Source organism: Eubacterium sp. ER2, assembly GCF_000765215.1.
Lineage (GTDB): Bacteria > Bacillota > Clostridia > Lachnospirales > Lachnospiraceae > Claveliimonas > Claveliimonas intestinigallinarum.
This window is the reverse complement of sequence record NZ_JPJE01000004.1, coordinates 42,158-63,493: the sequence shown is the minus strand read 5'-3', so window position 1 is coordinate 63,493 and position 21,336 is coordinate 42,158. Positions and strand designations below refer to the sequence as shown.

Below are 21,336 nucleotides of genomic sequence, written 5' to 3'. Positions count from 1 at the left end.
AGTTTTATGATAGAGAAAGACAATGTGCAGCAGACTCTGGCAGGATGAAGAAAGGAGAGCGGGAAAAGGGCTTTTGGAAGAAGATGGCAGATGAGCTCAAAGAGGGGTTCGACATCGGCAAAAGGATTGTGCAGATTAATAATAAGATGCAGAAAGCCGGGACCACGGCCGTCCTGACGGACGAGGAGAGACAGTTTTATCTCGCCAACGAGAAGATGTCCCCGGAGGAGTACCTGGCAAAATATCAGGAAAAGCAGGCGCGCATAGCGGAAAAGCAGAGGATCAGCGCACTGAAACAACAGGAGACCCAGTACCACATCGGGGGCCTGAACTTCAGAAGAGGAGGAAACGGGCTCTACTACTTCGGGGACGTATTTGTGGAGAACGCCGCCTGCTGGGCCCTGGTCAGCTTTATATGGGGAGGCCCGCATTATGAGACGTTCACAACGACGACGGGCACGACCCGCCCCAAGGGAAAACTGACAGGCGCTATCATCGGCGGGGCCGTCGCTGGCTTTGACGGCGCTTTTGTGGGGGCGCTGAGCGGAACCCACAGGCACACAGATCTGAAGACGACAGTGCAGCAGGTGGAGAAGGACACAGTGGCCTACCTTGTGTTTGAGTCTGTGCGCACGGGAGAGCGGGTGCAGAAGCAGATCCGCTGCAACACGAAGATTGCAGGTCAGGTGGGAAAACTGATGGGGTAGATGTCCCGCGACGCAAGTAGGAGGGCCGCCAGGTGAGCAGCATATGGAAGTACAAATATTTTGTGGATGTGATCGAGAGCAAGAGCTTTACAAAAGCCGGAAATATGAACTATGTCTCCCAGACTGCCATCAGCCAGAACATCTCCTCCCTACAGATGCAGCGTGCAGAAGGAGGAGGAGAAACGGCTGGAGAAGGACTTTGAGATACGGATGTACTATCCCACCAGCTGTGACAAGAAAAATGTACACAGGTTCATGAAGATGTTAAAGGAGAAGATGGAGAGCTGAATAGACAGGTACAGAGCAAAGAGACAAAGATATGGCATGTCCCGGGTGGGACATGCCATCAACTTTGTCTGTCCTGTCCTATGAAAGGATGTTTGTTTTTTACTGTGCTTTTCTGCGGCGGATCACGATGACAGCAGTGGCAGAACCTGCCGCTGCCAGTGCCAGCAGCAGATAAAGTGTGTAATTGCTGCCGTCTCCGGTCCTTGCCGCTTTCTTTCCGGAAGTGTTCTGCCCGCCTGCCTGGCTATCGGCTGTGCCGGGCTTTTGATCCTCGCCGCCTGTTCCTGGCTTCTGCCCGTCATCAGGGTTCTCATCCTCGCCGTCTCCGGGCTTTTGCCCGTCATCCGGGTTTCCTGTGCCGGGATCATAGGCTGTGTTGGCGGCAGCGCTGTAGACGGCGACTGTGCCGGACACCTCGCATGCAGCCACCAGATAAGCGTTTCCGTCCCAGCTCTCGCCTGCCGGGATGAAGCACAGCCCCTCCGGCGAGTTGTCGCCTGCGATATCCTCGCTGTAGTCTCTGGAATTGATGTAGTTTGCAAAGCTGATGTGTGCCGGGTCTGTGATGTCGTAGACCATCACGCCGCCGACTCTCTCAAGTCCCACGAACGCATAGGTTTTCTCTCCGACAGTCCCGAGTGTCACGCTCTCGGACTCGGGTCCCTTCTTTCCGGAGCGGTCATCGATCGACTTATCGTCGTTGGAGCAGTTGAAGTTCTCCGGTACATAGACCGCTGTCTTTGCCTCGAAGTCGCTTCCGCTGTCAAACACCTCGGTCAGGCCGTTTCCGTCCGCTTTGTATACCGTGAAGGAGCGCCCGCCGAAGAGGTAGTCCAGGTTCGCATCCAGCCCGTCGTAATCGCTGCTGTCGAAGAATACCACTTTCCCTGTCAGTCCGCTGTTGTCCGCCGTGATCTTTCCTGTCGGGGAGGTCTCGCCATCCTTGAAGTTTCTCTCCACTTCGTTGAGATAGTCGCCCCACTCTCTGGAGTCCCCCTCGTTTGCCGTTACAACATAGTCTGTGCCGCCCACAGAGTAGAGCGCGATGCTGTCCGGCATGCGGATGCCGCGCAGGGAGTCGTAGGTTTTTGGATCATAAGCCTCATCCTTTTTGTCAATATCGACCGGTACAGTGCTGTAGTCTTCATAGCCTGCGGAGTAGATGCCTGTCAGTTTAAGGCTGTTCAGGTCGATGGCCGCGATGGCGTTGGCCTCCTGCAGCGTCACGTATGCCGTGCTATTTCCCGCTGCGATATATTCCGGCTCCAGGTCTTTGGACGGAACAGCTCCCTTTTTCAGAACGATCCCCGCATCTGTGAGAGCCTGTCTTGCCTCCGCACTGTCATATGCCTCGAAGCCGACATTCACTGCCTTGCCGTCTGCAAGAGAGATCACCGTCACGGTTCCCGCCGGGTCTGTCGCGTCTCCTTCGTATCCTTTCCTCGGCTCGCCCTCGTTCGCTGTCAGCACCCTGCTGTCATCCGGCGTAAATGTCACCATATCCGGCTGGGTGCCTGTCTCATAGGCTTTTTCAAATGTAAGGGTTCCGTCCTCATTGCAGGTGAAGAGCGCCACGCGGCCGCTGTCCGCATATCCTTCGGCCTGGATTGCCGCTGCAAGTTTCGTGCCGTCCGCTGAGACCGCCACGGAAGTCATGTCGCCGTATGTAAAGCCCTCGCACTCTGCCTCGATCATGGATTTCACATCGATGTCATTGCCGTCCAGCAGATCCACGTTCTCGCCTGCTGCCAGCGTCTTCATGGGGATGGCGGTCAGGTTGCCGGTCTGTCCGTTGATGGCGTAGGCCCATCCGGTTGCCGTATTGTAGTCCACGATCTCCATGACACCGCCGTCTGCGTTTGTCATGCCCGCATCGTAGCGGCCTTCCTGTGTCAGGTTCAGGGATGCGGAAACTTTCCCGTTCTCGGTGCCGGCCGTCTTTGCTCCGCCGTCTGCGTTCTTCGTCACGCTGAAGGAGTCGATGAGCTCGCTGTCCGGAGAGGCGCTGTCTCCGGCAAGATTGTATACATGGACGGAGATCTCATTCCCTGTCACATCGAATACAGCGTAGCTGGGGCTGTACTCCTGGTTCCACTCCTGGTTGCCGATGGGGAGCTTGCCAGCCAGATATTCCTGGGAACCTGTCGTTCCGTCCGCAAGGACCGGATAGTCCGCATTGTTCGTTTTGTCGACGGAGGCGAAGGGAGTGTAGTACTGCATGTCAGAGCAGCAGTTGCCTGTCAGGTAGATGGTGCCGTCCGGATCGTGATAGTTGTCCAGGCGCTCCGCATTCCGCTGTCCGTCCTTGAGCACGTAGCTTCTGGAGTAGACGTGGTCGTGTCCGCCCAGGACAAAATCTACGTCAAACTCGTCCATCACCTTCTCGAAGCCCGCGTCCACGTAGTTCTCAATGTCAGAGTCCGCCGCATGCTTGGCCACGGTCTGGGTGGATTTGTGGTGGGTCACGATCAGCCACTGATACTGGCCCGCGTATTCGCTGACGGCTGCGTTCATGGTGGTGCGGAAGTTGCCCACCATGGCCTCAGCCTCGGAGTTATCTTTGGCTGCGCTGGGCACGCTGGCGTTTCCTGCATTCTCCTCATCGTTCCCTCCCGGATAAGCGCCTGTGTTCAGGGTGACGAAGAGCACATTGTCATAGAGATAATAGTAGTTGCCCTTTGTCTCCATCTCCCGGCGCTCCGTAAAGTCATACTGTCCCTCTGCGTTTGGGGTTACGCCGTTGGACTCGGAGCTGTTTGCGATCTCGTCTGCCGTAGCCTGGATATAGTTGCCGTGGCTCTGGCTCGTGCCGCTGTTCTGTCCCCGGAAGGTGGTCTTTACCTGGGCGAGCGCGCCGTTCTCGTCCATGCCCGCCACAGACATCTCGTTGGGCAGGTTGAAGTGGTCCTCGAACATGTAATGGCGGTCGTGGTTGCCCACTGCCGGCGCATAAGCGATGGACGACATCTCCTCCGGCGCGAAGAAGGCGGCGTACTCGCTGGATTTGCCCCAGCTCTGATCCTCCACCTGGTCCCCGGCGGATACTACAAGGCTGACGCCCTCTGACGCCAGTTTCTCCATCATGGTCGCCCAGCCGGTCTGGTTCGTGTCATCTGCCGGCTGCCAGCCCGCACCGTCGGTGCTGCCGTTCTCCTTGATCTGCGGGTCGCTGGTGAAGCCGAACCGGAAGCTGCCGGCTGCCGGCGTGGTGTAGGTGTGCGCTTCGGACCAGCTCTGTCCGCTGTCATAGGAAATCTGATACGTATATTCAGTTCCCGCTGCTAGCCCTGTAATGGTAGCCTCACAGACCATCTTGCCTGTGTCGGTGTACTTGCTTTCATCTACCTTTGTGGGAGGTGTAAGTTCACGTACGGTTGCATCCACCGTCATGCCGCCGAATTTTACCTGTGCCTTTGTCGTGCCAGCCGGCGCGTACCAGTTCAGGTTTACGGAAGTGCTGGTCTCCCCCGGCTGGAGCGTCAGGTATTCTACCGTGTTGCCGCTATTTGCGACCGGTGTCTGGAGTGTATTTGCGCCTGTGGCTGGAGAGGCTGTAGTCCCCTGTGTGCGTTCTGTTCTTTCTTCAGGAACGGTCTCGTCTGCTTCGGGTGTTTCCACATCCATGCCTTCGGTTTCCGCCGCGTCCTGCGCGGTGCTGCCGTTTTCCGCTGCCCCAGCGTTTGCTTCAGCCTCAGACGTCTCTGCGTCCGGGGCGACGGTCTCGTCTGTCTGGACATTCTCCTCGGCCAGGGCGGATACGGGAGCACCCTGTGCGCAGAGCATGGCCGCTGCCAGTGTGATGGCGGCGCCTTTGTGCCATTTTCTTCTCATAGGATTCTTTCCTCCTTTTTTCGGATACAAAATTTCCAAAGTTACTATACAGGACAAATATTAAGTCGGGATGAGAGTTTGCGAAAAAATGCGTAAACTCCAGGTAAATCCATGCGCGGAAGTAGAAATCCTACATGAGGAGCCACGCTCTTAACAGGGAATTTACGTAGATTTTACCCGGAGTTGATAGAGCAAATGCGCAAAATGAAGGAAAATAGAGACAGAAGGATCAAACAGCGGCATGTGCCGCGCAGGTCGAAGAAAGGAATTGTCTTATGAGGAAAAGAAAATTTGGAACAGCTCTGACCTTATTCCTGGCTTTTGCTCTCCTGCTCACAGGATGCGCGGGCTCGCCGGGTGAGGCGAAGACGGAAGAGAAGGAGCGGGATGCGTCCGCTGAGATCATGAAGGCGGACGGGACGATCCGCATCCTGTCCGGATCGGAGAACGAGGAGCTGGAGGCGGTGATAGACGAGTGCAGCCAGGCAACTGGCGTGGAGATCGAGATGGACTACAAGGGCTCTGTAGATATCATGCGGGCTCTGGAGAGCGGCGCAGAAGAGTATGACGCCGTCTGGCCGGCCAGCAGTATCTGGCTGTCCATGGGGGATGTGAACCACCTGGTGAAGCACAGTCAGTCCATCTCCATGACGCCGGTGGTCTTCGGCATCCGGGATAGCCTGGCGGAGGAGCTGGGATTTAAGGGGAAAGACGTCTCTGTGAAAGACATCCTGGCCGCCATACAGGGTGGAAAGATGAGCTTCTGTATGACGAGCGCCACCCAGTCCAACTCCGGGGCCAGCGCCTACATAGGTTTCCTGTACGCGCTTCTGGGCAAGCAGGAGGGCATGACGGCGGAAGACCTTCAGGGGGAGCAGCTACGGGCTGACATCACGGGACTCCTTGGCGGCGTGGAGCGCAGCTCCGGCAGCTCCGACTGGCTGAAGGACCTGTTCCTCAAGGAGGACTACGACGCCATGGTCAACTACGAGTGCCTGATCATTGACGCCAACCGGCAGTTGGAGAGCGAGGGAAAAGAGCCGCTCTATATCGTCTACCCCTACGACGGCCTGTCCATCGCGGACTCGCCCCTCGGGTATGTGGATCACGGGGACAGCCAGAAGGAGGAGGCGTTCCAGGCTGTGCAGCAGTATCTGCTGTCGAAGGAGGCCCAGAGTGAGATCGAGGCGACCGGCCGGCGCATCAGCGCGAACGGCGTCTCGGATGAGAATAAGGATGTTTTTAACGAAGAGTGGGGCGTTGACACGGAGCGGATCCTCTCGCCCATCCAGATGCCGGACGCAGACGTGCTGATGGAGGCGCTGAACCTGTACCAGACAAGCTTTAAGAAGCCCTCCCTCAACATCTACTGCCTGGATTTCTCCGGCAGCATGGAGGGGACCGGGGAGGCTCAGCTCAAAGACGCCATGTCCCAGATCCTGCTGCAGGAGAATGCCAGCAAAAATTTCCTGCAGGCGAATGCGGGGGAGGTCAACGAGGTGATCTTCTTTGACAACACGATTCTGGATATAGAGCGGGCGGCGGACGACTCTGACGAGGCTCTGGCGCAGCTCTACCAGAAGGTGGCGGATTTCCAGATCGCGGGCGGCACGGATATCTACAACGCGGCGGCGCAGGCTCTGGCTGAGGCGTCGTCCTACGATCTAGAAAAGTATACGCCTGCCATCATTCTGATGACGGACGGCGTGTCGGACTACAATTACCAGACGTTCCAGGAGGCCTGGGATACCCTGGGGATCGATGTGCCGGTGTTCTCCATTACTTTCGGGGCGGCGGATCCCACGCAGCTGGAGGAACTGGCAGAAGCAACGGGAGGCCGGGTCTTTGATGGGACGCAGGATCTGACAGAGGCCTTCCGCAGTGTGAAAGGATATAATTAGCAATATGAAAGATAAATGGAAAGAAATCGTAAGCATCGCTGTCTCTGCCGTCCTGGCGCTTCTGCTTTTCGCCGCACTTCTTGTGGGGCTTGGGTGGAACATGCTTCTGTGTATGGGGCTCTCCCTTGTGTCCTACGCCGGGTTCCTCCTGGTGCTGCGCCCGGTGAGGCGGATCGGGCGGATCGATATCGAGAAGCTGGGCAACGGGGAGGTACTCCATGAAAGGCTGCAGGAGGCGGGGCGCGATTACCGGCGGATGCGGGAGGCGGCGGACAGGATCCAGGCGCCGGGCCTGCGCCAGTCCGCGTCCGAACTGATCGACATTGCGGGAAACATCCTGAAATTCCTGACCGACAACCCGAGGAAGATCCCGTCCGCCAGACGCTACATCGACTACTACCAGGAGACAGCTGCCAATGTGCTGGAGAACTATGTGGAGCTCCAGGACACCAGGCTCCTCACTGACGAGTCGGAGAAGATCTTTCAGAACACAGCGGAGGCGGTCCTGACGCTCAAGGACGCCTTCCGGATGCAGTTCCAGAAACTGATGCAGAACGAACTGATGGATATGGAGGCTGACCTGAACCTGCTCAGGCAGACGCTCCGCTCGGAGGGGTACGAGGTGCGGCAGGAGGAGGGCCGTGATAAGGGAAGGGACGGCCAGGGAAACGAAAAGGAGACAGGAGTGTAGTACATGAGGAAGAAGATCATAGGACTTGCTTTGCTGATCTGCGTGATGGCGGCTGTGGGAGGCATCTACCTCCTGACGGGCGGTTCGGGGGACGGCAAAGAGAAGGAAACAGGGAAGACAAAGCCAAAGACAGCGGTATCCGGCTATGTGGGGGGCGAGAAGATCGGGTTCCTGGAAGATGAGGAGGTGCTGTCCATCCTGGGAGAGAAATACGGACTGGAGGTGGACTACTCCAAGGCGGGCTCCCTGGACATGATGACAGCGGACCTGGAGGGGAGAAATTATCTCTTCCCGTCCAGCAGCATCGCGCTTGAGTACTATGAGGAGCTCCACGGCAGCCCGGTCCAGAGCGAGATCCTCCTCAACACGCCCATTGTCCTCTACACCCATAAGATGGTGCTGGACGCCTTTGACAGCCAGGGGCTGATCACGAAGGACGGGGACGTGAACTACATCGACATGGCAAAGCTGGTGGAGCTGATCCAGAATGATACGGCCTGGGCGGACATCGGCGTGCCGGAGCTGTACGGTACAGTCTCGGTGGACACCACAGACCCGGCCCGCTCCAACTCGGGCAATATGTTTGCGGCCCTTCTGGCGGATGTGCTGAACGGGGGGCAGACGCTGACCCCGGAGAAGGTGGACGAGATCCTGCCTCAGCTCCAGACAATCTTCGGAAAGCTTGGATACATGGAGACCTCCTCCTCAGATCTGTTCAGCCAGTTCCTGCGGATGGGCGTGGGAGCCACTCCCATTGCGGCGGGGTACGAGAGCCAGATCATCGAGTACGCCATGCTGCATCCGGAAGAGTATGAGTCGGTCCGGGACGACATCGTCGTGCTCTACCCGGCTCCTACCGTGTGGTCCGCCCATGTGCTGATCGCTCTGGACGATGCGGGGAAGACCCTGATCCGGGGACTGCAGGATGAAGAGGTGCAGAAGCTGGCGTGGGAAAAGCACGGTTTCCGCACGGGAAACTATGAGATATCGGACAAGGAGCTCGGCGTGCCGGGCATCGCTGACAATATCACCCAGGTGGCGCAGGTACCCTCCTACGATGTGATGCGCCGGATCATAGACGGGCTCCGGTAAAGGGCCTGCGAAAATAACAGAAAGGAAAGAATGGCTATGGCAGAGATAACCCTGGATATGTTGAGAAAGCAGAGAGGACAGGCGGAGGATGCACCGGCGGAGGAGACGCCGGCCGCCCTGAAGGAGCAGATCACTTCACTCACGCCGGAGGAGAGGCGCAAGGTGGAGGAGCTGAAGGAGCAGATCGACTTGACGGACTCCCAGATGCTGATGCAGTACGGCGCCGGGGCGAAGCAGAACATCGCGGATTTCTCCGAGAATATCCTGAATAACGTCCGCGCAAAGGACACAGGATATGTGGGAGAGCTGATGACCGGGCTCATCGCCAATGTGGAGGGACTGGACTTTGACTCCCTGGAGAAAGAGGGCGGGATCATGGGCATTTTTAAGAAGGCGGAGTCCAAGGTGAAGAAATTCCTCATGCAGTACGAGAAGCTGGAAGTCCAGGTGGACAGGATCGAGGGCAAGTTGGAGGAGGCCCGGATGGAGATGCTCAAAGACATTGGCATGCTGGACGCCATGTATGAGAAAAACCTGTCCTACTTCCGGCAGCTTCAGCTCTACATTGCGGCCGGAGAGGAGAAACTGCGGGAACTGCGGGAGCAGACGCTCCCCTCCCTGCGGGCCGAGGCTGAGAGGAGCGGCGATCCTATGAACGCCCAGATCGTCCGGGATTTTGAGGACACGGTGAACCAGTTTGAGAAGAAGATCCACGACCTGAAGACGAGCCGTACCATCGCCATCCAGACGGCTCCCCAGCTCCGACTCGTGCAGAACAATGACAAGCTTCTGGCTGACAAGATCCAGACGGCGATCCAGGAGACTATCCCTTTGTGGAAGAGCCAGATGGTCATGGCGCTGGGGCTGTACCGGCAGCAGGAGGCCCTGAAGCTGCAGCGGAATATCACGGACACGACGAACCAGCTCCTTTTGCAGAACTCGGAGAAGCTCAGGCAGAATACCCTGGACGTGGCGAGGGAGTCGGAGCGGAGCATTGTGGATATCGCGACGCTGAAGAAGGCGAACGAGAACCTGATCAGCACCATGAGCGAGGCGGTCCGCATCCAGCAGGAGGGCCGCAGGAAACGGCAGGAGGCGGAGGCCGAGCTGGAGAAGCTGGAGCGCGACATACGGGCTTCGCTTCTTGGAACATCCCGGAGCTGATGTAAGATAAGACAAAGACGGATCCTATACAGCAGGATCCGCCTTTTTTCTGGCTGTGTCTGTTGAGCTCCTCACCACCAGGCGGGCGTGGAGCAGCAGAGTGCCGATAGCCACATGGTTCATCAGGCTCTCCAGGGCGTAGTAGCCGCTTTTCCCAAGCTGTACCCGCTCCTGGCGCACGGTGGTGAGGGGCGGGGAGGTGTAGGCACAGATGGGAAGGTCGTCAAAGCCGATGATACTCACATCGGCGGGAACCTTAAGGCCCATCTGCTGACACTGCACAAGAGCCGCGTTGGCGATCTGATCGTGGCTGCAGATGACGGCTGTGACGCCCATCTTCAAAAGGCGGGGCAGATGTTTCTCCATGCACTGGGAGGTGTAGTAGGAAGCCCCGGCGCAGGTGGGATCTGTCTTCAGACCGTTCTGGCGGAGGGCTGCGAAGAAGGCCTTGTGACGCACCTGCATGATGTGGGAGCCCAGAGCGTGGCTTAAGTATCCGATCTTCTTGTGTCCCAGCTTCTTCAGATGGGCCACTGCCAGCTCCATGCCCTCGTTGTTGTCAATTCCCACATAGGCGATGTGGGGATTGGCCATGACGTAGTTGTCGTAGAGGACAGTGGAGGTGTGGCTTGTGTGGAAGTCCTTCATCCAGGGATCACTTAAGGAAAATCCCAGAACAAAAGAGCCCAGGTAATCGTTCTTCAGCATGAAAGCGTCGTAGGAGGAGCTTTTCTGCAGCTTTTCCGTCACCGGGACGATATCTACTGTGTAGCCTGCCGGCTCTGCCATCTGCCGGAAGCCGAGGATGATCTCATAGCCGAACTGGTGTGGTTCCTGGTACTCCATATTTTCTATAAGGATGCAGAGCTTCCGGACGCCGCTGGGGCGGCGCAGTTTGGAGTATCCCATCTCCACCGCTGTCTCCAGTACATTTTTTTGTAAAGTTTCGCTGATGTCTGATGCACCGTTGAGAGCTTTGGACACTGTTCCCTTGGAAATCCCCAGCTTGTCGGCAATATCCTGTATTGTAGCCATTTTTTCGGCCCCCCCTCTTATGTGGAAATAGATATATTTATTATAGAGGAAAGTTTTGGGGAAATCAATGTGATATTGCGTAAAAACACAACAAGTTTCGGTAAGTTTAGAAAAGAGAGAACAAGGAATATTGTGAAAATGCATAAAAATCTGGAACGAAATCTATGAAAAACATACAATTCAAAGAAAACACACAATATTTTTGTTGACGAGGTGAGCCAAATAGAGTATGCTGTTAAAAGAACGAAACAATACGAAACTTTTAAAGAAATGGAGATAAAGTGATGATGAAAAGAGGGTTGGCTCTGCTGCTCACAGCAGGGCTGCTGGCAGGACTGACCGGATGCGCCGCCTCGGGAGAGGATGCTTCCGATGGCGCGGAGAAGGTCCGGCTTATGGTATGGTCTCCGTCCAACGACCAGTCAAAGGACAGCGGAGAATGGCTTCAGACAATGTGCGAGAGGTTTGCCGATGAGCATCCTGAGTGGGACATTACATTTGTCTACGGTGTGGCCGACGAGGCCAGCGCTGCCGGGCAGGTGTCACAGGACCCGGAGGCCAGCGCGGATGTGTTCATGTTTGCCAACGACACGCTGACTACCATGACGGACGCCCCCTGGGAGCCTACTACCTGGCTTATCTGAAAGTCCACGGCTATTCCCGGGCTGCGAAAGAAAAGGTGAAAGAGCAGATGGAAGGACTGGAGAGCGACCTCAGGGAGGGATGCGCAGGACAGCTTCCGGAGATCTATGACGGGGCGTTCCCCACGGTTTCCAGAGGGTGTTTCGCCCAGGCCTGGAGTGTGGGAGAACTGCTTCGGGTCTATGAAAAACTGGAAAAATAGGGTATAATAGCCACAGCGTGGTTATTATACCTGCGCATAGAGCGGTTTCTGCGGAACCGCAGAAATCCGCCGCGCATCTGCCAGAGGCCCATGGCCGCTGTGCGGCCATGGTATGATGATACCGTAGTGTTTATGAAATATCAGATGTGAAAAGGAGAGTATTCATTATGGAACAGGCATTACAGCGTGTATTGCAGGAGAAATTTCAGAAAGATATCAAAGACGCCACAAAGGAGGAAATCTACACAGCCCTTCTCTTTGTGACAAAGGAAAAAATGCAGGGCATGAAGGCCAACACAGGAGACAGGAAATTATATTACATTTCCGCGGAATTTCTCATCGGAAAGCTTCTGTCCAACAATCTGATCAACCTGGGAGTTTTTGAGGAGACAAGGGAAGTGCTGAAAAAATACGGCCACGATCTGACACAGATCGAGGAGGTGGAGCTGGAGCCGTCCCTTGGAAACGGAGGCCTTGGACGTCTGGCGGCCTGCTTCCTTGACTCCATCGCCACACTGGGACTTGCCGGGGACGGCGTGGGACTTAACTACCACGACGGACTGTTCCTCCAGAAGTTTGCGGACAACAAGCAGTGGGAGGACAAAAACCCCTGGATCACAGACAATACATGGCTTACAAAGACAGACTGCCACTTTGAGGTGCCTTTCAAGGACTTTACGCTGACTTCCACCATGTACGATATCGACGTGCCGGGATACAAGAGCGGCTGCAACAAGCTCCATCTCTTTGACATCGATACTGTGGACGAGAGCATGATCCACGATGGCATCCAGTTTGACAAGAGTGATGTCCGCAGGAACCTGACCCTCTTCCTCTACCCGGATGACAGCGACGAGGCGGGACAGCTTCTGCGTATCTACCAGCAGTACTTCATGGTCAGCAACGCGGCCCAGCTCATTCTGAAAGAGGCACAGGAGAGAGGCGTGGACCTGTATCACCTTCACGAGCATGTGTGCATCCAGATCAACGACACCCATCCTACTATGGTGATCCCGGAGCTGATCCGTATCCTGACAACCCAGAAGGGCTTCAATATGGACACAGCCATCGACGTGGTGAGAAAGACATGCGCCTACACGAACCACACCATTCTGGCAGAGGCTCTGGAGAAGTGGCCCATCGCCTACCTGGAGAAGGTGGTTCCCCAGCTTATGCCCATCATCCGCGAGCTGGACGCAAGGGTGAGAAGGGACTTCCATAACGAGAGAGTGTACATCATCGACAAGATGGACCGGGTACACATGGCCCACATCGACATCCACTACGGCTATGCGGTGAACGGTGTGGCTGCCCTCCACACAGAGATACTCAAAGAGTCCGAGCTGAAGCCTTTCTACGATATTTACCCGGAGAAGTTCAACAACAAGACAAACGGCATTACTTTCCGCCGCTGGCTTCTCCACTGCAACCATGAGCTTGCGGATTATCTGAAGGAGCTTATCGGAGAAGAGTATGTGGAGGACGCTTCCCAGCTTGAAAAACTGCTGGCATACAAGGATGACGAGAAAGTGCTCCAGCGTCTCAGAGAGATCAAGAAAGACGCCAAGGTGGAGCTGAAGGACTATCTGAAGATGACCCAGGATGTAGACGTGGACGAGAATTCTGTATTTGATATCCAGATCAAGCGTCTCCACGAGTACAAGAGACAGCAGATGAACGCCCTCTACGCCATCTACAAATACAAGGAGATCAAGAAGGGCAACCTGCCGGCAAGACCCATCACCATGATCTTCGGCGCCAAGGCTGCTCCGGCCTACACCATCGCAAAGGACATCATCCATCTGATCCTCTGCCTGCAGCAGCTTGTGAACAACGATCCGGATGTCAACAAGTACATGCGCATCGTCATGGTGGAAAACTACAATGTGACAAAGGCTGAGAAGCTGATCCCGGCCTGCGACATTTCCGAGCAGATCTCCCTGGCGTCCAAGGAGGCCTCCGGAACCGGAAACATGAAGTTCATGCTGAACGGAGCCGTGACCCTGGGAACCGAGGACGGGGCAAATGTGGAGATCCACCAGCTTGTGGGGGACGACAACATCTATATCTTCGGCGAGAAGTCCGAGAAGGTCATCCAGCTCTACGCTGACAGCGCCTACAATTCCAGAGCCATCTACGAGAGCGATCCGCAGATCGAGGAGCTGGTGGACTTTATCATCAGCAAGGAGATGATCATGATCGGCGATCCGGTGAACTTAGGAAGACTCTACAAGGAGATCGTGGGCAAAGACTGGTTCATGACCCTTCTGGATGTGAAGGACTACATCCGCACAAAAGAGCAGATGCTCGCAGACTACGAGGACGAGAAGGCATGGGCGAAGAAGATGCTGGTGAACATTGCAAAGGCAGGCTTCTTCTCCTCAGACCGCACCATTGCGGAGTACAACAGAGACATTTGGCATCTGTAAAATAGATAAGAGAGGTATTACCATGAGACAGACAGGCATACTGATGCCCGTGTCCTCCCTCCCCTCCCGGACGGGGATCGGGGAGCTGGGCCCGGCGGCATACAGATGGATCGAGATGGTGAAGGAAAGCGGGGCAGGGATCTGGCAGATCCTTCCCCTGAACCCTGTGGGCTACGGCAATTCGCCTTATCAGCCCTACTCATCCTACGCAGGAGACGAGCTGTATATCAGTCTGGATGTGCTTTTCCAGGAAGGGCTTCTGAAAGAGCAGCCGGAGGTGTTCCGGGAAAAGGCAGTCCGTGTGGACTACGATGCGGTGCGAGCTTTCAAGCTTCCCTATCTTAAGGAGGCCTGGCAGTCATTCCGGGAGCAGGGGCTGGACCAGAAGGAAGAGTTCTGGACCTTTGCCCGGCAGGAGTGGGCCTTGGAGTACGGTGTGTTCCGCGCCCTTAAGATAAGCAACGGCGGCACATGCTGGAACGAGTGGAAAGAGGAGGACAAAAACTGGACGAAGACCCGCCGGGAGCTTACTGCACCGGAAAAGGAAGAGGCCGATTTCCAGGTGTTCCTTCAGTATATGTTCTTCTGCCAGTGGATGAAGGTGAAAAAAACGGCCAACGAAAACGGCATCCGCATCATGGGGGACGTGCCCTTCTACGTGGGCGTGGACTCTGTGGACGTGTGGGGAGGAAAGGACAATTTCCTTCTGGACACGGACGGACGCCCCATCTTCATAGCAGGCGTTCCGCCGGACTATTTCAGTGAGACAGGGCAGAGATGGGGCAATCCTATCTATGACTGGGACTACATGAAGGAGCAGGGCTATCAGTTCTGGCTGGACCGGATCGGCTACAGCGGAAAGCTCTTTGACATTGTGCGCATCGACCATTTCCGTGCTTTTGACACCTACTGGAAGATCCCGGCCTCCTGCCCCACAGCCGTGGAGGGAGACTGGATCGAGGCGCCCGGGTACGAGGTGCTGGATCTGCTGACAGAGAAGCTGCCCGACGTGGAGCTGGTGGCGGAAGATCTGGGAGATCTGCGTCCGGAGGTTCTGACGCTGAAAGAGCACTACCATTTAAAGGGCATGAAGATCCTTGTCTTCTCCATTGAGACGGGCGGAAAGTACGCCCGTGATATCTCAGAAGACACAGAAAATATGATCATATACACCGGCACCCATGACAACGACACGCTTATGGAGTGGTACGGGAATTTAAGCCCCGCCGCCAGGCGGAAGGTGCGCCGCTTCCTTAAAAAGGAAGGGTGCAGGGCAGGGTCCGTGAAGGACAGGCTGATCGCCTACCTGCTGCACAGCCCGGCCCAGTACGCCATCATCCCCATGCAGGATATTCTGGGACTTGGCCGGGAGGGCCACATGAACACGCCGGGAACGGTGGGCTCCCCCAACTGGGAGTGGCATATGCCGGACTTTGACAGGGCCGGACGGGAACTTGCAGGATACAGAAAGCTGATCCAGGCCCGGAAAGAGGTATAAAAGATGGAATTTACAGGCGTTTACCACAAAACTTCAGAGCAGATGAGCTATCCTTTAAATGAAGACGAGCTGGTGGTCAACTTAAAGACCGGCTACGACGTGAAACGGGTGTTCATCCACCACGGCGACCCCTTCGAGGCGGGTATCCTTGGCGGGAAAGAGAAGTGGACCGGGAAGAGGGAGGAGATCGTCTACAAAAAGAGGCTCCGCCATCAGATCTGGTGGACCACCACCCTGGTTCCGCCGTATAAGAGATGCAAATATTACTTTGAACTGCACACGGACAGAGAAGTCTGGTACTACTGCGAGGACGGTTTCCTGACCCAGGAGCAGATGGATATGGAGGGAAGGATGATCCAGTGCTTTACCGTGCCCTGGATGAACCCGGCGGATGTAAACAGGACCCCCGACTGGGTCAACGACACGGTCTGGTACCAGATCTTCCCGGACCGCTTCTGCAGGGGAGTTTCAGAAGCAGAAGGAGCTGAGCGGGACAGCGCTGCCTCAGGAGGAGAGATCGTTCCCTGGCGGAAGGGGCCTGTCACCAACGAGGAGCGCTTCGGGGGAAACCTGGAGGGGATCCGGCAGAAGCTTCCCTACCTGGCAGACTTAGGTGTCACCGGGATCTACCTCAACCCCATCATGGAGGCGGAGTCCAACCACAAGTATGACACCACGGACTACACGAGGATCGATCCTCATTTCGGAGACGGGGAGACCTTTGCCAGACTGGTGAAGGAGGCCCACGCCCTGGGGATCCGGGTCATGGTGGACGCGGTGTTCAACCACTGCGGGCGTCACTTCGGCCCCTGGCAGGACGTGCTGAAAAACGGGAAGGACTCCCCGTATGCGGACTGGTTCATGATCCACCAGTGGCCCCTGCCGGACAAGCAGGAGGACACAAGGGACGGCAGATTTTATTCCTTTGCCTTTGCGGACTGGATGCCAAAGCTCAACACGAACAATGACCAGGTCATCGACTATTTCTGCCAGGTGTGCCAGGGATGGATCCGGGACTTTGACATAGACGGTATCCGCTTCGATGTGGGAAATGAAGTGTCCCACCGTTTCCTGAAAAAGATGCGGGAGCATCTGAAAGGGTGCAGGGAGGATATCTACCTCCTGGGAGAAATCTGGCATGACGCCAGCCAGTGGCTCATGGGGGATGAGTACGACTCAGTCATGAACTACCCCCTTATGAGCGGCATCCATGATTTTTTCCTGGACAAGAGCATGAAGAAAGAGGAGTTCGAGTACATGATCAACCGCTGCTACACTATGTACATGCAGCAGAACAACAACGTCATGTTCAACCTTCTGGACTCCCACGACACGGAGCGGCTTATGAACCGGTTCCATGACCTGGATATCTTTTACCAGCAGCTTGCGGTCCTCTTTACCATGCCGGGAAGCCCCTGCATCTACTACGGGACGGAGATCGCCATGGAGGGCGGCCACGACCCGGACTGCCGGCGGTGCATGCCCTGGGATGAGCTGGAGGAGAAGGAGAACCAGGAGAAGATCGGCCTTGTCCGCTCCCTCATCAGGATGCGGAAGGACGAGGAGGCCTGCAGGAGCCTTTATTTCCATTTCCCCGGTGAGTATGAAAATGACCGCTGTGTGGAGTACATCAAGCTGGACGGGCGCTGGAATGAGATTGAGGTGCTTCTGAACTGCTCCAAGGAAGACATGAACGTGCGGGAAGAGGGGGAGATCCTTTTCTCCAGAAAATATGCGGACGGGGTCCTTGGGAAGAACGGTACCCTGATCCGCCGGAAGAAGATTAAACAGTAGAAAAGCAGAAAATATAGGCAGGCTTTTATACGGCCTGCCCGTATCTGCGTACAGAGTGGAAAGGAGATGAACATTTATGAGTGAAAGGACGACAGAAAGAAAATGGTGGCAGCAGGCGGTGGTCTATCAGATCTATCCCCGCAGCTTCCAGGACAGCAACGGCGACGGCATCGGAGACATCCCGGGTATCATCAGCCGGCTGGACTACTTGAGGGAGCTTGGCATTGACGCTATCTGGCTCTCGCCCGTGTGCAGGTCTCCCCAGGATGACAACGGCTACGACATATCCGATTACCAGGACATAGACCCCATGTTCGGCAGCCTCGCTGACATGGAGGAGCTTATTGCGGAGGCAGAGAAGAGAGGGATCCGCATCATCATGGACCTGGTGCTGAACCACACCTCCGACGAGCACCGCTGGTTCCAGGAGGCGAAGAAGAGCAAAGACAATCCGTACCATGACTACTATGTGTGGAGGGACGGCGTGGAAGGGGAGCTTCCCAATGACATGGAGGCAGCTTTCGGGGGCCCTGCCTGGGAGTGGGTTCCGGAGCTTGAGCAGTATTATTTCCACCAGTTTTCCGTGAAACAGCCGGATCTGAACTGGGAGAACGAGAAAGTCCGCCGGGAGATCTACGACATGATCCTGTGGTGGATGGACAAGGGCGTGGGCGGCTTCCGCCTGGATGTCATTGACCAGATCGCCAAGGAGCCGGACCTGGGTATTACCGCCAACGGCCCCAGGCTTCACGAGTTTATCCGGGAGATGAGCCGGGAGACTTTCCAGAAAGGGGATCTCATCACCGTGGGAGAAGCCTGGGGAGCAGACCCGGAGCGGGCAAAGCTCTACAGCAATCCGGATGGCAGCGAGTTCTCCATGGTATTTCAGTTCGAGCATATCGGCCTGGACCAGCAGGAGGGAAAGACCAAGTGGGACCTGGCTGCCCTGAGCGTGGTAAAGCTGAAAAAGACATTGGCAAAATGGCAGGAGGAGCTCTGCGGAAAGGGCTGGAACAGCCTGTTCTGGAATAACCACGACCTTCCAAGGATCGTCTCCAGGTGGGGGAACGACAAGGAGTACCGGGTGCAGTCGGCAAAGATGCTGGCCATGATCCTTCACGGCATGCAGGGGACGCCCTACATCTACCAGGGAGAAGAGCTGGGCATGACCAATGTGCGCTTCCCGGACATCAGCCATTACAGGGACATCGAGACGCTGCACCTCTATGAGGAGAGGGTGGAAGCAGGCTACGACGAGGCGGATGTGATGACATCCATCTACGCCAAGAGCCGGGACAACGCCCGCACCCCCATGCAGTGGGATGGCAGCGCCAATGCCGGATTCACAGCAGGCGAGCCCTGGATCGAGGTGAACGAAAACTACAGGCAGATCAACGCAGAGGCGGAGATGGCGGATCCGGATTCCGTGTTCCGCTTCTATCAGAAGCTGATCGCCCTGCGCAAGGAGTATCCGGTGATCGTGGACGGGAAATTTACGCTTCTCTTCCCGGAGGATGAAAAGGTCTTCGCCTACACAAGAAGTAATGGAGATTCGCAGCTCCTTGTCCTTGCCAACTTCTCAGGGACAGAAGTCAGCTGCCCCTTGCCGGAGATGTGGGCAGAAGGGCAGGTGCTGGCCTGCAATTATGAGAAGGAGAGCGGCGCCGGCGAAGAGGCGTGGAAGAGCGGGCATCTTCGCCCGTATGAGGCTGTGATGGTGCTCTGCCAAAAATAAGAAGCGACATAAAAAAAGCTTGCGTTTCACATAAATCTGTTCTATAATATCTATGATCGAGAGGGTGTATCTCAGCCCCAAGTGAGAAAGTTAGAGACATCCGCCTTTTCTGGCGGGCAGGACACAGAGGAGGCAGCCAGTCTGCCTCCGGTGTTATCTGATTATCCATGAAGATCTTCAAAATTTCCAAAGTGATGAGTTTTACAGTCTGAAAGAGCGCTCTGGCAAGGAGGCAGAATGAACCATATCAAGTTTTACCACATTACAGAAGCGTATGTGGAATATCTGCGTCCCTGCGCGCCCCATCTGTTTTACAACAGGCAGGAGGAGGGAAGGCGCAGGAGAAAGTATATAGGGATCGTGCTGCATATCCATCATATGGACTATTTTGCGCCCCTCTCTTCCTTTAAGGAGAAACATGCCGCCATGAGAGACAGCCTGGATCTTATCAAGGTGAAGAACTATGCGGTCATCAATCTGAACAATATGTTTCCTGTACCGGAGGGACAGTACGAGTATGTGGACATTGCCCGGGAGGAGGATGACAAATACAGGGATCTGCTGCGGGCAGAATACAGATATATCAAGAAAATGGAGGATAAGATCCGCCGCAGCGCTTCCCTCCTGTATAGAAAGAAAGTGGAGGGGAAGAAGTGCGCGGTGACAGAAAGATGCATTGATTTCCGAAAGCTGGAGGAGCTGTGCCGCCGGTACCGGCCCGGCCTCAGTACAGAGAAGACCAGCCAGGACGGTATGAGCCCGGCGTCAGTCCGGGAGGACAACTGCCCTCCGGTACACGGCAAAAGAAACAACGGCTGTGATCAGCTCTGTTGCCCAGAAGGCGTGCCATACGCCGGAAGGGCCCATCAGCCGGCTCAGAATGAAAGCAGCCGGAAGGATGACCACAATGTAGCGGCAAAGGGAGATGATGAGGGAGGGGAACCCCTTTCCTATACCCTCTAAAGCTCCCGAGGATGTAACAGATACAGAGGAGACGATGAATCCGGAGCTGATGATGCGCAGCGCTTCGGCTCCTGCCTGCACGGTGTCCGGATTTTCTGTGAAAAGCCCGATCAGCAGGTGGGGGACTGTCAGGCAGACCAGGGTGCCCGCCACCATGATGACGGCGCACATGGTCAGGGTGACCCGGTAGATTTTCTGAACTCTTGCCCTCTCTCCGGCGCCGTAGTTGTAGCCGATGACGGGACGCATTCCCTGGACAATGCCGCTGGCCGGCAGATAGAGGAAGGTCTGCAGCTTGTAGTAGACGCCCAGGATGACGATGTAACTCTGAGACCAGGCTGCCAGGATGGTGTTGAGCGCAGATATCATAACAGACGGGAGGGCCAGGTTCAGGGCGGCGGGGATGCCCACAGAGTAGAGTTTTGCATCCATCTGCCTGTCAGCGGACAGATGGCGGCGGCTGATCCTTACCGGGATGGGGACTTTTCTGTAGACAGTCAGGTAGACAGCCAGTGTCAGCACCTGCCCCGCGCCGGTGGCGATGGCGGCCCCTTCTATGCCCAGCTCCGGGAAGGGCCCCAGGCCAAAGATCAGAACAGGGTCCAGGATGATGTTGGCGACACACCCGGAGAGCATGCTCAGCATGGTCAGTTTCATCCGCCCTACAGCCTGAAAATATTTTCTCGAAGGCAAGCCCGACAGAGATGACCACAGAAAAGGAGAAGGCGATCACGCTGTAGCGTACGCCCAGGTCTATGACCCTCTGGTCAGAGGTGAACATGCCCAGGAACCAGCGGATAGCTCCGATGCAGGCAAGGGACAGGATGAGGCCGTGGATGGCGGAAAGCACGAGACCGTGGGTGGCGGCAGTGCCGGCCCGGTCTCTGTTTCCGGCTCCCAGGTGGAAGGCGATCTGTGCGTTGATGCCCACGCCAAAGCCGATGGCCACTGCGTTGATCAGGTTCTGCAGGGGATAGACCAGTGACAGGGCAGTCATGGCGTCCTCGCTGATCTGGGCCACAAAAAAGCTGTCTACAATGTTGTAGAGGGAGTTGACCAGCATGGAGATGACCATGGGGAGCGCCATGGACGTGATGAGGGGCAGGATGGGCTTCTCTTTCATAAATGTCTCGTTCATATTTTTCATTCCTTTCTGCTGACTTTTGTATTTCAGTCTGATATGAGGCGCACCAAAGTGCGTCCCTTCTGTAAGCCCGGCGGCAGTAAAAAAGCCACACATCTGCCGGCGGCAGGTGTGTGGCGAAAAGTGGCTGTGCCAGAAAAATCCACATCAGAATTTTAGCGGTATGTTTTTGCTATATAAATGTAGCACAGGAGGGGAGCTGTGTCAATTCTTTAGAAAA

Annotated in this window: 15 protein-coding genes and 2 pseudogenes; 13 read left to right on the top strand and 4 right to left on the bottom strand. The window is 55.9% G+C overall.

What is annotated here, in order from left to right; genetic code table 11:
• Positions 1–44 precede the first annotated feature (44 nt).
• On the top strand, positions 45–707 hold the full coding sequence (locus tag NI21_RS0101330; RefSeq protein ID WP_033124443.1) for a hypothetical protein: 663 nt from the start codon (positions 45–47) through the stop codon (positions 705–707).
• A 32-nt stretch (positions 708–739) separates the two neighbouring features.
• On the top strand, positions 740–910 hold the full coding sequence (locus tag NI21_RS16675; protein ID WP_147581153.1) for a LysR family transcriptional regulator: 171 nt from the start codon (positions 740–742) through the stop codon (positions 908–910).
• A 184-nt stretch (positions 911–1,094) separates the two neighbouring features.
• Here NI21_RS16675 and NI21_RS0101325 read toward each other — a convergent pair whose 3' ends face one another.
• On the bottom strand, positions 1,095–4,826 hold the full coding sequence (locus NI21_RS0101325) for a choice-of-anchor I family protein (protein WP_242842790.1): 3,732 nt from the start codon (positions 4,824–4,826) through the stop codon (positions 1,095–1,097).
• Between the two features lie 275 nt (positions 4,827–5,101).
• On the opposite strand from NI21_RS0101325, the gene NI21_RS0101320 reads away from it, so the two are divergent.
• The 4 genes from NI21_RS0101320 to NI21_RS0101305 are packed head-to-tail and all read left to right on the top strand — an operon-like array spanning position 5,102 to position 9,674.
• The gene (locus tag NI21_RS0101320) at positions 5,102–6,727 is read left to right on the top strand and encodes a VWA domain-containing protein (protein ID WP_033124442.1); all 1,626 of its coding nucleotides are present in this window, start codon (positions 5,102–5,104) and stop codon (positions 6,725–6,727) included.
• A 4-nt stretch (positions 6,728–6,731) separates the two neighbouring features.
• Positions 6,732–7,418 carry a 5-bromo-4-chloroindolyl phosphate hydrolysis family protein gene (locus NI21_RS0101315; protein WP_033124441.1) on the top strand — a complete coding sequence of 229 codons (687 nt, stop codon included), beginning with the start codon at positions 6,732–6,734 and terminating at the stop codon, positions 7,416–7,418.
• Between the two features lie 3 nt (positions 7,419–7,421).
• On the top strand, positions 7,422–8,510 hold the full coding sequence (locus NI21_RS0101310) for a substrate-binding domain-containing protein (RefSeq protein ID WP_033124440.1): 1,089 nt from the start codon (positions 7,422–7,424) through the stop codon (positions 8,508–8,510).
• Between the two features lie 36 nt (positions 8,511–8,546).
• Complete coding sequence (locus NI21_RS0101305; protein ID WP_033124439.1) at positions 8,547–9,674, top strand: toxic anion resistance protein; 1,128 nt, start codon at positions 8,547–8,549, stop codon at positions 9,672–9,674.
• Positions 9,675–9,698: 24 nt separating this feature from the next.
• Here NI21_RS0101305 and NI21_RS0101300 read toward each other — a convergent pair whose 3' ends face one another.
• Positions 9,699–10,709, bottom strand: a complete 1,011-nt coding sequence (locus tag NI21_RS0101300; RefSeq protein WP_033124438.1) for a LacI family DNA-binding transcriptional regulator — start codon at positions 10,707–10,709, stop codon at positions 9,699–9,701.
• Positions 10,710–10,993: 284 nt separating this feature from the next.
• On the opposite strand from NI21_RS0101300, the gene NI21_RS16960 reads away from it, so the two are divergent.
• The 7 genes and pseudogenes from NI21_RS16960 to NI21_RS16950 form a co-directional block, all read left to right on the top strand.
• Positions 10,994–11,353: a hypothetical protein gene (locus tag NI21_RS16960; RefSeq protein WP_033124437.1), complete on the top strand. Its 360-nt coding sequence runs from the start codon at positions 10,994–10,996 to the stop codon at positions 11,351–11,353.
• On the top strand, positions 11,326–11,553 hold the full coding sequence (locus NI21_RS16955; RefSeq protein WP_369792753.1) for an amylo-alpha-1,6-glucosidase: 228 nt from the start codon (positions 11,326–11,328) through the stop codon (positions 11,551–11,553). Before NI21_RS16960 ends, NI21_RS16955 begins: the two co-directional genes overlap by 28 nt.
• Before the next feature lie 164 nt (positions 11,554–11,717).
• Entirely contained in the window at positions 11,718–13,982 is a 2,265-nt protein-coding gene (locus tag NI21_RS0101290) for a glycogen/starch/alpha-glucan phosphorylase (protein ID WP_369792752.1), read from the top strand.
• A 22-nt stretch (positions 13,983–14,004) separates the two neighbouring features.
• The gene (malQ, locus tag NI21_RS0101285) at positions 14,005–15,480 is read left to right on the top strand and encodes a 4-alpha-glucanotransferase (protein WP_033124435.1); all 1,476 of its coding nucleotides are present in this window, start codon (positions 14,005–14,007) and stop codon (positions 15,478–15,480) included.
• 3 nt (positions 15,481–15,483) lie between these two features.
• Entirely contained in the window at positions 15,484–17,274 is a 1,791-nt protein-coding gene (locus NI21_RS0101280) for a glycoside hydrolase family 13 protein (RefSeq protein ID WP_033124434.1), read from the top strand.
• 76 nt (positions 17,275–17,350) lie between these two features.
• Complete coding sequence (locus NI21_RS0101275) at positions 17,351–19,009, top strand: alpha-glucosidase (protein WP_033124433.1); 1,659 nt, start codon at positions 17,351–17,353, stop codon at positions 19,007–19,009.
• 237 nt (positions 19,010–19,246) lie between these two features.
• Positions 19,247–19,711 (top strand): annotated as a pseudogene (locus NI21_RS16950) (type III toxin-antitoxin system ToxN/AbiQ family toxin); the annotation flags it as partial.
• Positions 19,712–19,774: 63 nt separating this feature from the next.
• On the opposite strand, the gene NI21_RS17210 reads toward NI21_RS16950, so the two are convergent.
• Together NI21_RS17210 and NI21_RS17205 are read right to left on the bottom strand one after the other, a co-directional pair.
• Entirely contained in the window at positions 19,775–20,629 is an 855-nt protein-coding gene (locus tag NI21_RS17210) for an MATE family efflux transporter (RefSeq protein ID WP_369792751.1), read from the bottom strand.
• A gap of 67 nt (positions 20,630–20,696) precedes the next feature.
• A pseudogene (locus NI21_RS17205) lies at positions 20,697–21,035 on the bottom strand (MATE family efflux transporter); the annotation flags it as partial.
• Positions 21,036–21,336 lie beyond the last annotated feature (301 nt).